The organism is Nocardia sp. CA-107356 (assembly GCF_050946365.1).
In the GTDB taxonomy this organism is placed as follows: Bacteria; Actinomycetota; Actinomycetes; order Mycobacteriales; family Mycobacteriaceae; genus Nocardia.
This window is the reverse complement of record NZ_CP191992.1, coordinates 1518232-1533281: the sequence shown is the minus strand read 5'-3', so window position 1 is coordinate 1533281 and position 15050 is coordinate 1518232. Positions and strand designations below refer to the sequence as shown.

Annotated in this window: 12 protein-coding genes and 1 pseudogene; 8 read left to right on the top strand and 5 right to left on the bottom strand. The window is 68.3% G+C overall.

Annotation, left to right across the window (positions count from 1 at the left end):
• Positions 1-162: 162 nt before the first annotated feature.
• On the bottom strand, positions 163-3450 hold the full coding sequence (locus ACQP1G_RS07050; protein ID WP_433199692.1) for an AAA family ATPase: 3288 nt from the start codon (positions 3448-3450) through the stop codon (positions 163-165).
• A 61-nt stretch (positions 3451-3511) separates the two neighbouring features.
• Positions 3512-4693 carry an exonuclease SbcCD subunit D gene (locus ACQP1G_RS07045; protein ID WP_433199689.1) on the bottom strand — a complete coding sequence of 394 codons (1182 nt, stop codon included), beginning with the start codon at positions 4691-4693 and terminating at the stop codon, positions 3512-3514.
• A 438-nt stretch (positions 4694-5131) separates the two neighbouring features.
• Here ACQP1G_RS07045 and ACQP1G_RS07040 point away from each other — a divergent pair, with 438 nt between their 5' ends.
• Both ACQP1G_RS07040 and ACQP1G_RS07035 read left to right on the top strand, forming a co-directional pair.
• The gene (locus ACQP1G_RS07040) at positions 5132-6289 is read left to right on the top strand and encodes a DNA recombination protein RmuC (protein WP_433199686.1); all 1158 of its coding nucleotides are present in this window, start codon (positions 5132-5134) and stop codon (positions 6287-6289) included.
• Positions 6290-6347: 58 nt separating this feature from the next.
• Entirely contained in the window at positions 6348-7286 is a 939-nt protein-coding gene (locus ACQP1G_RS07035; protein ID WP_433199683.1) for a DUF6542 domain-containing protein, read from the top strand.
• 28 nt (positions 7287-7314) lie between these two features.
• Here the strand turns inward: ACQP1G_RS07035 and ACQP1G_RS07030 are convergent, their stop codons facing one another.
• Positions 7315-8325 (bottom strand): 4-hydroxy-3-methylbut-2-enyl diphosphate reductase, encoded by a 1011-nt coding sequence (locus ACQP1G_RS07030; protein WP_433199680.1) that lies wholly within the window; start codon positions 8323-8325, stop codon positions 7315-7317.
• Positions 8326-8560: 235 nt separating this feature from the next.
• Between ACQP1G_RS07030 and ACQP1G_RS07025 the strand changes: the two genes are divergently transcribed.
• From ACQP1G_RS07025 to ACQP1G_RS07010, 4 genes are all read left to right on the top strand, one after another.
• Positions 8561-9205, top strand: coding sequence for a lipid droplet-associated protein (locus ACQP1G_RS07025; protein WP_433199677.1), 645 nt, complete (start codon positions 8561-8563; stop codon positions 9203-9205).
• Positions 9206-9351: 146 nt separating this feature from the next.
• Positions 9352-10596: an exodeoxyribonuclease VII large subunit gene (gene xseA, locus ACQP1G_RS07020; RefSeq protein WP_433208240.1), complete on the top strand. Its 1245-nt coding sequence runs from the start codon at positions 9352-9354 to the stop codon at positions 10594-10596.
• A 2-nt stretch (positions 10597-10598) separates the two neighbouring features.
• A complete protein-coding gene (locus ACQP1G_RS07015) occupies positions 10599-10841 on the top strand; it encodes an exodeoxyribonuclease VII small subunit (protein WP_433199674.1) in 243 nt (80 codons plus the stop codon).
• Complete coding sequence (locus tag ACQP1G_RS07010; protein ID WP_433199671.1) at positions 10838-11182, top strand: VOC family protein; 345 nt, start codon at positions 10838-10840, stop codon at positions 11180-11182. The genes ACQP1G_RS07015 and ACQP1G_RS07010 overlap by 4 nt, the downstream gene beginning before the upstream one ends.
• 8 nt (positions 11183-11190) lie before the next feature.
• Here the strand turns inward: ACQP1G_RS07010 and ACQP1G_RS07005 are convergent, their stop codons facing one another.
• A complete protein-coding gene (locus tag ACQP1G_RS07005) occupies positions 11191-11757 on the bottom strand; it encodes a DUF4245 domain-containing protein (protein ID WP_433199668.1) in 567 nt (188 codons plus the stop codon).
• Positions 11758-11867: 110 nt separating this feature from the next.
• Between ACQP1G_RS07005 and glpX the strand changes: the two genes are divergently transcribed.
• Positions 11868-12911, top strand: coding sequence for a class II fructose-bisphosphatase (gene glpX, locus ACQP1G_RS07000; protein WP_433199665.1), 1044 nt, complete (start codon positions 11868-11870; stop codon positions 12909-12911).
• A 48-nt stretch (positions 12912-12959) separates the two neighbouring features.
• Here the strand turns inward: glpX and ACQP1G_RS06995 are convergent.
• A pseudogene (locus ACQP1G_RS06995) lies at positions 12960-13915 on the bottom strand (alpha/beta fold hydrolase).
• A 183-nt stretch (positions 13916-14098) separates the two neighbouring features.
• On the opposite strand from ACQP1G_RS06995, the gene ACQP1G_RS06990 reads away from it, so the two are divergent.
• The gene (locus ACQP1G_RS06990) at positions 14099-14962 is read left to right on the top strand and encodes an alpha/beta fold hydrolase (protein WP_433199662.1); all 864 of its coding nucleotides are present in this window, start codon (positions 14099-14101) and stop codon (positions 14960-14962) included.
• Positions 14963-15050: the final 88 nt, after the last annotated feature.

Here is a 15050-nt window from a genome sequence, read left to right as displayed (position 1 = left end):
ACAAACCCCCTATGGTGGGCGCGAACGGTGTTGTGACAATCGTCCGGACCGACCAGTACACCGGAACCGCGCCGTCACCGAGAGCGGTTGCCGGACCTGCACCGGTCCTGCCAGCGGGACCGTTACCCTTTTCACTCGATGATCAGCACGTACCCGGTCGACTCAGGCGACGGTGGTGCGGAGTTGGGAGCCAGCGCGCCCGCGGATGACGTGCAGGCGGCTCGGGATGCGCTGGCGCATTTCATCGACGTGGCTGACCACGCCGACCACGCGGCCGCCCGCGCGGAGTTCGTCGAGGACGCCCATGACCGCGTCGAGGGTGTCGGCATCGAGGCCACCGAAACCCTCGTCGATGAAAATGGTGTCGAGGACTACGCCGCCGGATTCGGCTGCAACGGTATCGGCCAGGCCGAGGGCCAATGACAGTGCGGCCATGAATGTTTCGCCGCCGGAGAGGGTTTTGGCGGGGCGGATGGCACCGGTGTAGTCGTCGCGGATGTCGAGGCCGAGGCCGCCGCGACGGCCGTGTGTGCCCGCCTTGTCGGAGTGTACGAATTCGTAGCGCCCGCCCGACATTCGGCGCATGCGAACCGAACCCGCCAGCGCAACCTCCTCGAGCCGGGCTGCCAGCACATAGGAGCGCAGCGACATTCGACGGTTGTTCTCACCGCGACCCGCCACCACCTCCGCGAGCCCCGCCAACTCCTCGTGCGCACGCTGGACCGGGGCGATGCGGTCGACGGCGGCCCATAGTTGACCACCCAGGTCTTCCAGCTGGTTGACCCGCCGAGTGGCCTCGGCGTGTGCGGCGACCGCGGTGTTCAACTGGGTTTGCGCGGCGGCCACCGCGGTTTCCAACTCGTCGAGATCGCCGGGTGCAGTCGATGCCGCGGCTCGGATCTCCGGTTCGGCCAGTACGGCTTCAGCGGCTGCGCGAGCCCGGTCGGCAGCGACCAAGTCCGCCTCGATTTCCTGCTGCCGCTGCGCTGTTCGCGAGGCGGCGGTAACCACCCGCGCATAAGCCGTCAAAAGGGCGACGTCGTCGCGCGGCGCACAGACCATCTCCGCCGTCCGGGCGGCCGCGCCCCGCGAAGCGTCCGAATCGTCGGCGACGACCGCACCATCGGCGACGCGATGAGCCAGCGCTCGACCAGCAGCCGCACTGTCCGGGTGAGCGGCACCGGCATCGACGGCTCCAGCAGCATTCGGATCGGCGATCCGGCTCGGCGCTGGACCGGCGCCCGGTGCGCCACCGCGGTCGGCGTCGGAAGTTTGTTCGACGACGAAACCTGCTGCCAATGCGAGGCTTTCGATGCGGTCGGCGATTACGGTGACCTGCTCGGCGGCGGCCGATGCATCGTTGCGGGCTTCGCGCAGGGCGGTCGCGTCGCCGATCAGAGTATCGAGCCGGGCGCGGCGGTGGTCGATGGTGTTATCGGCACCAGCGGCGGCACGCAGGCGGTCGGTGAGTTCGGTGAGGCGGGCGGTGGCGGCGGCGATGCGAGTGGTGACGGTACTGCGGCGGGTGTCGGATTCGCGGAGTTCGTCGTGCAGGCAAGTTTCATCGCGGCGCAGGCGGGACAGTTCGGCGGTGAGGCTCTCGGAGAGGGTGGCGAGTTCGGCGGCGTCTTCGTAGCGGTCGGTGGCGGCGCGCAGGGCGCCGGCCAGTTCGACGCGGTCGGCATCGCCGCCACGGGCCAAGAGTGCTTCGATTTCGCGTTCCAGAGCGGTGATTCGGGCCAGCACTCGGTCGCGGGCATCTTCGGCGGCGCGTTCGCCGGCGGCGGCCGCGTCCTCGGCATCCTTCGATACCGCGCTCGGTGCCGGGCGGGCCGGCGCGGGATGATCGGCGGATCCGCATACCGTGCAGGGCAGTCCGGCGGTCAATTGACCGGCGAGTTCGGCGGCCATCCCGGCCAACCTGCGCTCGCGTAGTTCGAGGACCCGTTCCTTGGCGTCGAGGTGTGCGGCGCGGGCGGATTCGAATTCGACGCGGGCGCGGTCGAGAGTTGTCCTGCGACCGGCGAGTTCGACGGCGGCCGCCGCGGCCGTTTGCAGCCGTTCACATTCGGCGGTCAGGGCGGGCAATGTGGCTGCGGCCTCGGTGGTTTCGCGCAGCCTGGCCTCGATGGTGGCGATCGACTCGGGCAGTTGCCGACGCAATCGGGTCAGTTTGTCCACGCGGCCGGTCAGTGCGGCGTCCTCGTCGCGCAGCGTGGCCAGTTCGGAGGTGAGCCGGGTCGCTGTGGTCGCGTCGGCGCTCACCTCGTCGAGTGCGCCGATCTGGGCGCTCCACCGTCGGATCGCCGCGTCGATATCAGCGGCGACGGCGATGGTCGGCGATCCGTCCGAGCCGGGTTCGACGGCGATGAGTTCATTACCCGCGACGTCCGCGCCCGCTGGCTCGGCCAGCAGCGCGGCCAATCGCGTTGCGATGCGGTGAGTTTCGTCGTCCTTGCGCCGGGCGTACACAACCGCGGTGCGGGCCTCATCGATCGCCTCGGCGACCGGCGCGGCGCGGCGCGCGAGTTCGAGTTCGGCCTGCAGGTCGGCACGGTGGTCGGCGGTGGCCGCGTATTCGTCGAGCCGCTGCCGGGCGGCGGCCATCCGGCGGCGCAGTTCGTGCAGGCGGCGTTGTTCCTCGGCAAGGGACCTGGTGCGCACCGATTCCTGTTGGCAGCGTTCGGCTTCCGCAGCGGTCGTGGTGAGGGCGGCGCGCGCGGTCGCGAGCAGATCCTGCGACCAGCTGACCGCCTCCAGCGGTCCGACGGATTCGGCCGCCGCCTCCCCGGCGGCCACCGCCACCTGTGCGATCAACCGATCGATACCCTGCTTGCGGGACTCCACCTCGGCGGCCGAGGCACGACGCCTATCGGCCAGCCACTGCTCGGCGCTGCCGAATCGCTCGGTGTCGAAGAGCTTTTCGAGCAGCTTCTCCCGCTCCTCGTTCTCCGCGCGCAGGAACCGCGCGAAATCACCCTGCGGCAGCAGCACAACTTGGAAGAACTGGTCCGCGCTCATTCCCAGCAGCCGGATGATCTCGTCCCCGATATCGGTCAGGCGAGCGAGGTTCGCACCGCGACCGTCCAACCATTCCAATGTCGCGGTGGCATTCTCCTTCACCCGGCCGCTCTTGGCCCGCTTACTCGGTCGCTGGAATTCCGGCGAGCGCGTCAGCCGCACTCGTCGGCCCCCCAGCGTCGCCTCCAGCAGCACGCGCGGCGGTGTCTGCTCATCGGCATGATCGGAGTGCAACCGCTTACTCTCGCCACGCGCGCCCGGCACACTGCCGTACAGCGCGAACGCGATGGCGTCCAGCACCGTCGTCTTCCCGGCCCCGGTCTGCCCATGCAACAGAAACAGCCCATCCGCCCCGAGCGCGTCGAAGTCGACAACCGTGGTCTCGGCGAACGGGCCGAATGCGGTCATCTCCAGCCGGTGCAGCCTCATTCGGCGTTCCCGGCAAGCGTCATCGGCGCTGTGGACACCGCATGCGCCGATCGACGGTCGCTCATGCGGACAGTTCCCCGGTCAGGGTTTCCACCGTGGCAACGACCCGGTCGGGTTCGGCGACCGCGGCGGCGAGTGCTCGTTCCAGCCAGGCCAATTCGCCCGCGGTGGGTTCGCCGCGGACGTCGGTCAGAAAGCTCTGCGCTACTTCGGTATCGCCGCGGCCGTGCACACGCTCACGGTAGCGCAGCTCCGGGTTGCCGTCTGGGCGTGACCATTCCACGTGTACGGCATGCGGAAAGCGTTCGCGCAGTTTGCGCATGGCATCGACGGGGCGGGCGTAGTCGGTCAGCGTGGCCGAGACGTAGTGTTGCTCCGCCTCGGAGTAGGCGGCGGCACTGAGCAATTCATCGAGGGTGTCGGTGAGGCGGCTCAGGCCGCGCACGAGCGGCAGGTCGCGGCGGCGCACCGAGTGCAGGCCGGTGTCGTCCAGATCGACGAGCCAGACCGCCTTGCGGTGTGAGGTCTCGGCGAACGAATACGGCAGCGGGGAGCCGGAATAGCGCACGGACCCCGACAGCGTCTGGGGTGAATGCAGATGCCCGAGCGCCACGTAGTCGATGCCGTCGAATGCCGATACCGGCACGGTCTCCACACCGCCGACCGAGATCGAACGCTCGGAACCGGTCGCCTCGCCGCCGACTACGAACGCGTGGGCGAGCACCACCGTGCGAATTCCGGGCCGTTCGGCGATATCGGCCCGGATCCGGTTCATCGCCGCGTCCAGGATCTCCGCATGCGAACGTGCTTGCGGCACACCGAGTTCGGCACGGGTGATCTCCGGCTCCAGATATGGGATGCCGTAGAAAGCGATCGCACCGTACTCATCGGATAACAGCACCGGCCGACCGGCATCGGCGACAGTGGTGCGCAGATGCAGCCCACCCGCCGCCGCGAAACTCGCACCGGCACCGAGCCGCGTCGGTGAATCGTGATTGCCCGAGGTCGCGATGATCTGTGCCCCGGCCGCGCGGATGGCCTCGAAGCCCTGGATACACACCGCGATCGCGTCGGCACTGGGAATGGATCGGTCGTACACGTCCCCCGGCAACACGACGACCTCGACGGATTCCGCGGCCACTACTTCGGCAATGGCCGCGAGCGCGGCGGCCTGATCGGCGAGCAGATCGACTCCATGGAATGTGCGCCCGATGTGCCAGTCCGAGGTGTGCAGCATCCGCATGCCGCGAAACCGTAGGCGATCGCACCGACAGACTCAATAATTTGGCCGCGCCTTCGGCGCGGCGTGTTCGCGGCCCCCTGGTGTCTCGCGTCCGAGCCGTCGAGACTCGCGCCTTCGCCGCATACGCTTCGACAACTCGGACGCGAGACGGGCCACGAACGGGCCGCTCGTAAAACTCGCTCCGTCGAGGTCACCTAAGCGCGGATCGTCAGCACCCGGCGTGCGTCCGAGCCGTCGAGACTCGTACTGCGGTGGTTGCGAATGCGAAATGTTACGCATCCCAACGTCGCCACAGGGCGGGCAACCCGTGTTGCTGCGCCGAGTCCGACGACCGACCGAACAGTTCGAAACCGCGGCTCGTGGCCATTTTCCGACGCGCTGCTGCCCGATAGCTCACGAGTTTCGAACTTGTCGGTGCCATGCGGCACTATCTGCGCTATGACCGCACCGATGCTTGTCGCACTGATGCTGGTATTCGCCGCCGGGGTAGGGCTCGGCTGGCTCGGACATACCGCGCGCGCCGGTCACCGGGCGACGGCCGCGGAGGCGAGACTTGCCGCGGCCACCGATAACGAGCGGTTACTGCGGCAGTCGCTCACCGCGGCGAATGAGGATGCGGCACGCCGACATTCGCACGCCATCGGCGCCATGGTCGATCCGCTGCGCGAGGCCGTCGGCGCGCTGAACCAGCACATCCAACAGGTCGAGCACCATCGCATCAACGCCTATTCGAGTCTGCGGGAACAGGTCGCGGGTATGCAGCGCACCTCACACCAGCTCACCAGTCAGACCGGTCAGCTGGTCGCCGCGCTGCGTGCCCCACAGGTGCGTGGGCGCTGGGGCGAGATCCAGTTGGAGCGCGTGGTGGAACTGGCGGGCATGACCCGGCACTGTGATTTCGACACCCAGGTGACCAGGGCCGCGCGCGGCGACGGCAGCACCGAACGCACCGGCATGGTACGGCCGGATCTCGTGGTCAGACTGGCGGGCGGCAGGCACATCGTGGTGGATGCCAAGGTGCCGTTCACCGCCTATCTCGACGCCACCATGGCCGACGATCCGGACGAGCGCGCCGAACTGCTCGGCCGCCACGCCAAACATCTGCGTGCCCATATCGACCAGTTGGCCGATAAGGCATATTGGCTGGCCTTCGATCCCGCACCGGAGTTCGTCGTGCTGTTCGTGCCGGGCGATCCGTTCCTCGACGCCGCACTGACGACCGACTCCGGCCTGCTCGAGTACGCGTTCGGCCGCAACGTGATCCTCGCTACCCCGACGACGCTGATCGCGTTGCTGCGTACGGTCGCTTTCGGTTGGCGGCAGGAGGCACTGTCCCGCGATATGGCGAACATTCAGCAATTGGGCCGAGAACTCTACAACCGGCTCGGCATGACCGGCCGACATCTGGACCGCCTCGGCGCGCAACTCGGTAAGGCCGTCGACGCTTTCAACTACACCGTCGCCTCGGTGGAATCGCGGGTAATGGTCACCGCACGCAAACTCCACGACCTGGAAATAGCTGAACAGGAGGTGCCAGCAATCCAGCGCGTCGATTCGTGGCCGAGGGCGGTCGGGTTCGCCGACGCCGACGATTAGCCCGGGTGACCGCCGTGCCGTAACGCCGCCCAACGCGGGGGCAGTTAGTGTTCATAGTGTGGCTGCTTCCCAACGTGTGCGAACCCGGGTGCCCGCGCCGCATCGTTCGATCCTGCCCTCGGTGCCGGGAATCCCGGCCGGGGCAGCGGTCCTGATCGCGGTGGCGTGCACGTTTCTGGGGTTCCTGATCGATGCCCACGGCGAGAGTAATGAGCTGACCGGGACGTTCAACACGTTGTACGTCCTTGGCTGCGTCGCGGCGGTGCTTGCCGTTCGCTACCGCGGCATCTTCACCACGATGGTGCTGCCGCCGCTAATGCTGTTCATCGCGGTGCCGCTGGCCTATCAGCAGCTGACCGGTCACGCCTCGACCGGACTCAAGGACATCCTGCTGAACCTGGCGATCCCGTTGGTGAATCGGTTCCCGATAATGGCGCTGGCCACCGTGCTGGTGCTGGCGATCGGTGCGGGTCGGATCCTGCTGCACCGGCGGGAGGAGGCCACCGCGCGCGCCGGTGAATCCCGTCGGGGCATCAGCTGGGGCCGCAGTAGTCCCGAACGGACGGGGTCGGAGCGCACCGCGGGCGGCTCGCTCGCCGATGCCGCGCGACGGCGTATCCGCCGCCCGCAGCCCGATCCGACCGACCTCGATACCGATCTGCATCTGCCGCGCCCGAATCGGCGGGCGAATTCGGAAGTGGCGGACACGCCGCCTCGCGTCGGCAGTGCCGCAAACAGGGGTGACGAACGCCCGGCCCGCGATCGCCGACCGGGCACCCGTCCCGCACGACCGGCGGCAGCAGCGCCTCGGGCCGAGGGCGACCCGAACCGGGCCGCACGACCGGCAGCGGCAACCCCTCGGGCCGAGGGCGACCCGAACCGGGCCGCGACGGCGCGACGGCGCGGCGAGGCACCGCCGCCGCATCCGCAGCCCAATGTTCGCTATCGGGAACGCGATTCGAGCCGGACAGAGCGCCGGCGGCCGGAAAACCTCTGACCCGGACGTCGGGAACCCTCGCCGCGGCTCAGCGACGAGTGGCGCGCAACTCTCTGGGCAAAGCGAATACCAACGTCTCGTTGGCGGTCGTCACCGGCTGGACCACACCGAACCCGTGCTCGGCCAACATATCCAGCACACCGCGCACCAGAATGTCGGGCACCGACGCACCCGAGGTGATGCCGACCGTGCGCACCCCGGCCAGCCAGGCCGGATCGACCTCGCGGGCGTAGTCCACCAGGTACGCGGCCTTCGAACCGGCACCGAGGGCGACCTCGACCAGCCGCACCGAATTCGAGGAATTGCGCGAGCCGACCACGATCACCAGATCGCATTCCGGCGCCATCGCCTTCACCGCCACCTGACGGTTCTGGGTGGCGTAGCAGATGTCATCGCTCGGCGGGTCCTGCAGCGCGGGGAACCGCTCGCGCAGCCGTTGCACCGTCTCCATGGTCTCGTCGACGCTGAGCGTGGTCTGCGACAGCCAGATCACCTTGGACTCGTCGCGCACGGTGACCCGGTCGACCGCATCCGGACCATCCACGAGCTGTACATGCTCGGGCGCCTCCCCCGCGGTGCCCTCCACCTCCTCGTGCCCCTCATGGCCGATCAGCAGAATGTCGTAGTCGTCGCGGGCGAAGCGCTTGGCCTCCTGATGCACCTTGGTCACCAGCGGGCAGGTCGCGTCGATGGTGCGCAGATTGCGCGCGGCCGCCGACTCGTGCACCGCAGGTGAGACACCGTGCGCGGAGAAGACGACCAGCGCGCCCTCGGGCACCTCGTCGGTCTCGTCGACGAAGATCACCCCCTGCTCGCGCAGCGTCTCCACCACATGGCGGTTGTGCACGATCTCCTTGCGCACGTAGATCGGCGCACCGTGCTTCTCCAGTGCCTTCTCCACCGTCTCCACCGCGCGGTCCACACCGGCGCAGTATCCGCGCGGCTCGGCTAGCAGCACGCGCTTGCCGCCGTCGGCATCGGCGGATCCGGAACCGGCCGAGCGGGCGATTCCGACGTTCAATGGGATGGCCGAAGACATGCCACTCAGCTTACGTGCGCCCAGTGCATGCCGGACGGCCGGTCACCGCCTCGGAGCGGTCATTCTCGACACACCGACATGGCGTCGGAATTCGGCCCGATGATGCGCAACCCCGGCGCGTGCGGTCGGGGCGGAGGCGGCCCGCGTAACCATGTGGGGCCGCGTGCGCCAGATAGATTGTGTGTCTGTGACACCAGTGCTTTGCATAACATCCCGTATCGGGCAGGCTAGGAGCATGTTTCGACCACCGTTCCTGGCCCGGGTCGCTGCCGGAGCCGCCGTATACGCCATCGAAGAAACTCGTCGGCTTCCAACTGCCGCAATGAATTTCCCGATCACCGCGATCAGCCAGATGCTGCAGACCACCATGCACCTGCAGCAGTTCGTGACCAGCCTCGCCCTCAAGGGCGACGGCGTCTTCGACCGTCTCGCCAACTCCCCGGTCGAACAGCCCGAGTGGGCGACCTTCGACGAAGATGCGGACCCCGAATTCTCCGCTACCGCCCACGCCAGCCGCTTCGACCTGTATGCCCCCGACGAAGCCGAGTTCGCCCCGCACGACACCCTGGCCGCCGAAGCCGCCGCACGCGCCGGTGAGCGCAATGGTCACGCCACCCCGACACAGACCATCGCCGAGCCGGTGACCGAGGTCACGGCGGCCGCCGAACCGGAGCCCGAGGTCGAGCCCGAGGTCGTCGAGCCCGAGGTGGCCACCCGGTACGACTACGCCACGATGACCCTGGCCCAATTGCGCGCCCGCCTGCGCATGCTCACCGTCGAGGACCTGACCGCCCTGCTGGACTACGAACAGAAGACGCGCGCCAGGGCGCCGTTCGTGACCATGCTGACGAATCGGATCGCCACCGTGCGGGCCCAGTGAATTCAGCATCGCGCAGCGATTCGATGGGGGGTGATGGCCGGGACGCCAGTGGGCCCGAACCACCCCCGTCCTCGTCGACGGTTGGCCGGGAACCTTCCGGCCAACCCGACCGAACGGCCGCCCCGGCCAACTCCGCCGAGCACCCGATGCCGGTGCGTTCGGTATCCATCAAGGTCGCGCAGTGGATCGATCGGCTCGGCAGCATCTGGGTGGAGGGGCAGATCACCCAGATCAATCTGCGTCCGGGCACCAGCACCGCATTCCTGGTGTTGCGCGATACCTCCGCCGATATGTCGCTATCGGTGACCTGCCATCCGGACCTCATCCGCCGATCCGCCGTACCGCTGCAGGAGGGCAGCCGGGTGGTGGTCTACGGCAAGCTGGCGTTCTTCACCGGTCGCGGCACAATTTCGTTGCGCGCCATGGAGATTCGCCCGATCGGCATCGGTGAATTGCTGGCCCGCATCGAACGGTTGAAGGCGCTGCTCGCCGCGGAGGGACTGTTCGATCCACGACTGAAGCGGCCGATTCCGTTCCTGCCCAAAACAATTGGCCTGATCACCGGCCGCGCGAGCGCCGCCGAACGCGATGTCCTCACCGTCGCCCGGAACCGGTGGCCCGCAGTGCGTTTCGAGATCCGCAATACCGCGGTGCAGGGCCCGACCGCGGTGCCGCAGATGCTGCAGGCGCTGGCCGGACTCGATCGCGATCCGGCGGTCGAGGTGATCGTGCTCGCCCGCGGCGGCGGCAGTGTCGAGGATCTGCTGCCGTTCTCCGATGAGGCACTCTGCCGCGCGATCGTCGCGGCGACCACCCCGATCGTCAGCGCAATCGGTCACGAACCCGATAACCCGCTCTGCGATCTCGTCGCCGACCTGCGCGCCGCCACTCCGACCGATGCCGCGAAGCGCATCGTGCCCGACGCCGCCGCCGAACTGGCCGGGGTCCACGATATGCGCGCCCGCGCCGCCGCGGCACTTCGCGGCTGGGTCGACCGTGAGACCAGGGCATTGGCACAGCTGCGTTCCCGGCCGGTACTCGCCGATCCGCTGCGCGAACTCGACCACCGCTCCGAGGAGATCGAGCGCCTGCGCTCCGCCGCCCGCCGCACCGCCGATCAGCTGATCCGCACCGAATCCACCGCAACGCGTCATCTGCGCGAGAAACTCACCGCGGTGGGTCCGGCCGCAACCCTGGCCCGTGGTTACGCTGTCGTGCAGCGCGTCGCCGGTAAGGAACGACACGTGGTCCGCTCGATCGAGGACGCGCCCGCGGGCAGTCAGCTGCGGATCCGGGTCGCCGACGGTGCCGTCACCGCCGCCGCGCTCGGAACCCGAGCCTTGGGCAAACCAGCACTGAGCAAAACCGAGACCGACACCGGGAGGAACTGACCTTGGCCGACTCCGACAAGGACGACGAGCTGGCCGAGATCTCCACCTTCGGCTACGAACGCGCCCGCGACGAACTGGTCAACGTCGTGAAGATGCTCGAACAGGGCGGCCTCGACCTGGACGAATCCCTGGCGCTATGGGAGCGCGGCGAAGCACTGGCCACCCGCTGTGAGCAACATCTTGCCGGTGCCCGCCAGCGCGTCGAAAACGCGCTCTCGCGTACCGATCTCGAAGCCGACGAATGACCATCCGCCGCGCCACCCCCGACATCCGCACTGCTGATATGGCGGCCAGCCGCGAGTTCTACCAGCGGCTCGGCTTCGAAGAGGTAATGGACCTCGGCTGGGTGGTGACGATGGCGTCCCCGACCAACCCGACCGCCCAGGTGCTGCTCGTCGGCCCGGAAGCCGAACCGCCGCAGCCGGATATGAGTGTCGAGGTCGAAGATGTGGACACCGTGCACGCGGCCATGGTCGCGGCGGGCGCAGATATCGTCTATCCACTCCGCGACGAGCCGTGGGGTGTGCGCCGGTTCTTCGTGCGCGATCCCAGCGCGACGATCGTCAACGTGGTCGGCCACCGCTGAGCGGCGCGCTATTTCTGGAGCGGCTCGGCGGCGGTGATGGCGGCGGCCAGGGTGGTGAAGGCGGCGTGGTTGCCCGCGCCGGTGATGAGCACCCGGGACCGGCCGAAGTCGGCGATCCATGCCGTCTCGGAACCTTGTTCGGCGTACACCACCCACTTCTGGTTGCCGACCTGCTCGGTGCCGGTGCCATAGCGGGAACCGAGGACGAAGCGGGATAGCGCTTCCTCGGTCGCGCTGCTCTGGCTCATTCGCAGGTAGGTGCCCTGCGGCGTGATGTAGCCGACCGTGCTGACCGGCCCGCCGCCCGCGCTGGTGATGGTGTCGCGGCTGCCGGAGTTCGGCGTCCAGTGTTCGGGCAGGCTCGGATTGCGGATCGGGAACGGCATCGTCTTCGCGTCATTGGCCAGCGCGGCCGTCACATCGAAGTGCGGAATCTGGCCCTGGGTCGGCCCCTTCGCGGCGAAGCTGCACTGGCTGGCGAGCCCGGCGAAGACCACGGCGATCAGCACCAACGGGATCAGCGACCAGAACAGATCCCGGTAGTCGTTGAGAATGCGTGGTTTTTGGTACGACACGCTCCCAGTATCCACGTTCGGTCTGGCACGCTCGTCCAGAGGTGGTCGGCCATCTGGAGCTCGCTTCTGAGACAATCATCGGTAGCAACGACCGTAGGAGGCACACCGTAATGACGGCATCTTCGCCCGCACCCAGCCGCCGCGAGGCACCGGACCGCAACCTCGCGCTCGAACTGGTCCGGGTCACCGAGGCCGGTGCGATGGCCGCGGGCCGCTGGGTCGGCCGCGGCGATAAGGAAGGTGGCGACGGCGCGGCAGTCGACGCCATGCGGCAGCTGGTCAGCTCCGTTTCCATGCGCGGCATCGTGGTGATCGGTGAGGGCGAGAAGGATGAAGCGCCCATGCTCTACAACGGTGAGCTGGTCGGCGACGGCACCGGTCCCGAGGTCGACTTCGCGGTCGACCCGATCGACGGCACCACGTTGATGTCGAAGGGTTCGCCGGGCGCCATCGCGGTGCTCGCGGTCGCCGAGCGGGGCGCGATGTTCGATCCGTCCGCGGTGTTCTACATGCACAAGATCGCTGTCGGCCCCGATGCGGCGGGTGTGATCGATATCTCCGCGCCGATCGCCGAGAACATCGCCCGGGTCGCGAAGGCCAAGAACGTCTCGAAGTCAGATCTCACCGTCTGCATCCTGGACCGGCCCCGCCATGCCGAGCTGATCCAGCAGGTGCGCGACGCGGGCGCTCGCATCCGGCTGATCTCCGACGGCGACGTCGCCGGCGCCATCGCCTGCGCCCGACCGGATTCCGGCACCGACATCCTGGTCGGTATCGGCGGCACCCCGGAGGGCATCATCGCCGCCGCCGCGATGCGCTGTATGGGTGGCGATCTACAGGGCATGCTCGCCCCGAAGGACGACGAGGAACGCCAGAAGGCGATCGAGGCGGGCCACGACCTGAGCCGCGTACTCACCACCGAGGATCTGGTCGCGGGCGATAACGTCTTCTTCTGTGCCACCGGCGTCACCGACGGCGATCTCCTACGTGGCGTCCGCTACTACGGCGGCGGCGCGTCGACCCAATCGATCGTCATGCGCTCCAAGTCCGGCACCGTCCGCATGATCGACGCCTACCACCGCCTCACCAAACTGCGCGAGTACTCCTCGGTCGATTTCATCGGCGACGAGCACGCGGCGCCCCCACTCCCCTGAGCGATAAACCCTTGTCAGGTCGCTGATCCGACCGCACGCCGCAGGTGACTACGCGGCGAGCGCGAGGCGAGCGATCTCGCCGTTGCCGGTGCGGCCTGCTCGCGTCATCAAGCGCGCGATGGCATCGGCGACCTGGGTCGGCTGTTCGAGAATCACCGAATGGCCGGCGCCGTCGACCAGCACGAAATCCGAGTATTCGACGGCGGCGGCCATCGCGACGGAATGCGATGGCGGCGTCATCAGGTCGGCGGTGCCGCACAGCACCAATGTCGGGATATTCGAGAGCACAGCGAGCGCGTCGGTCTGGTCATAGGTCATGAAGGCGCTCAAGAAGCTCGCCATCGTCACGATCGGCGTCGCGTTGTGCATCGCGTAGGCAAGGGCGAGCACCCGCGCACTGACCTTGCGGTCGCCGAATTCGGCGGTGCGGATGATCGGGGCGAAAACCCTGCAGGCCATGCGCTTCGAGTGCTGCATCAGGCGCGGAGCCCGTCGGACGGCAGCCTGGAATACCGAAACGACCGGGTTGCGCAGGAGGCGGCCGAAACCGGCGTCGGCGAGCCCGCTCGCAGCGGTCGCGATCAGTGCGGCACCGACGATGCGCGTGCCGATCTCGTGCGGGTTCTGGCTGGCGTAGGTCAGCACGGTCATACCGCCCATCGAGTGGCCGACCAGCACGACCGGTCCGGTGGGGGCGACGGCGTCGAGAACGTCGCGCAGGTGTAGCCGAGTTGCTCGAGGCTGTACGTCCGTCGCGACGCGGCGGCGGAGTCGCCGTGGCCGCGGTGGTCGTAGCAGACGACCCGGGCGCCGGCGTATCGGCGCAGCAGCGCATCGCGGACGTAGGTCCAGGACGCGGTGCGCAGGCAATGTCCGTGCAGCAGGACGACGGTGAGGTCCGCATCGCGCGGACCGTATTCGCGAACCGCGAGTGCCACACCGTCTGCGGTCGACACCGTGGCACGACGGTCCGCCGCGGAGGCGATTGTGCTCGAGGTCGACATTGGATGCTCCGGGGTCGGGCGTGCGGTGACTTGTCCAACTGTCCGCCGAATTCGCCGCCGGAATCAGGCCCCCGAGTGCTGGGGTCGGACCCCCAAGGGGGAGCAGATCGCCACCAAGGTGATGGCGGTGTGCTGGTGCTTCGACGGCGATGAATTCTTGCGGCCGGGTTCGTCCACACTGATATGACCGAGCACACTCTCGACACCGCCGAAGCCGACATCGTCTACGACATTCACGGACCGCTGCCCACCGCCGACGGGTGCCCGCCGCTGTTCATGATCGGACAGCCCATGGATGCCAGTGGCTTCCGGACGTTGACCTCGTACTTTCCTGATCGCACGGTGGTTACCTATGATCCGCGCGGCCTCGGGCGCAGCGTCCGTAAGGACGGGCGCGTCGATAACGCGCCCACCGTCCAGGCGGGTGATGTGCATGCGATCATCGCGGCCCTCGGTGCCGGACCGGTCGAGATATTCGCGAGCAGTGGGGGTGCGGTCACCGCGCTGGCGCTGGTTGCGGCCCACCCGGACGATGTGACCACACTGATCGCCCATGAGCCGCCGCTCATCCCGGTGCTTCCCGATGCCGCCGCGACTGAGCGCGCCCGCGCCGAAATACGCGACGCCTACGAGGCCAAGGGAGCCGGTGCGGGCATGGCGACCTTCATCGCCATGACCTCGTGGCAGGGCGAGTTCACCGATGACTACTTCGCCCTGCCCGCGGCCGATCCCGCCCAGTTCGGGATGCCGACCGAGGATGACGGTTCCCGTGACGACCCGCTGCTGTCCGACCGTTCCTGGGCGATCAGCGGCTATCGCCCCGATGTCGCCGCACTCACCGCCGCGCCGACCCGTGTCGTCATCGCCGTCGGCGAGGAGTCCACGGGCACATTCACCGGACGCACCTCCGAGGCGGCCGCCGCTCTGCTCGGCCAGCCGGCAACGGTGTTCCCCAGCCACCACGGCGGCTTCCTCGGCGGCGAGTACGGCTACCCCGGCCAGCCCGAAGCCTTCGCCCGCAAACTCCGCGAAGTCCTCGAAAACTGACGCCGAGTATTCCCGGCGCTGCGCGCCGCGGGGTGTGCGAATCGCCTCAGGCGTGGCAGCCCCGCGGCGGTCGTCTCGGGCATAGGGT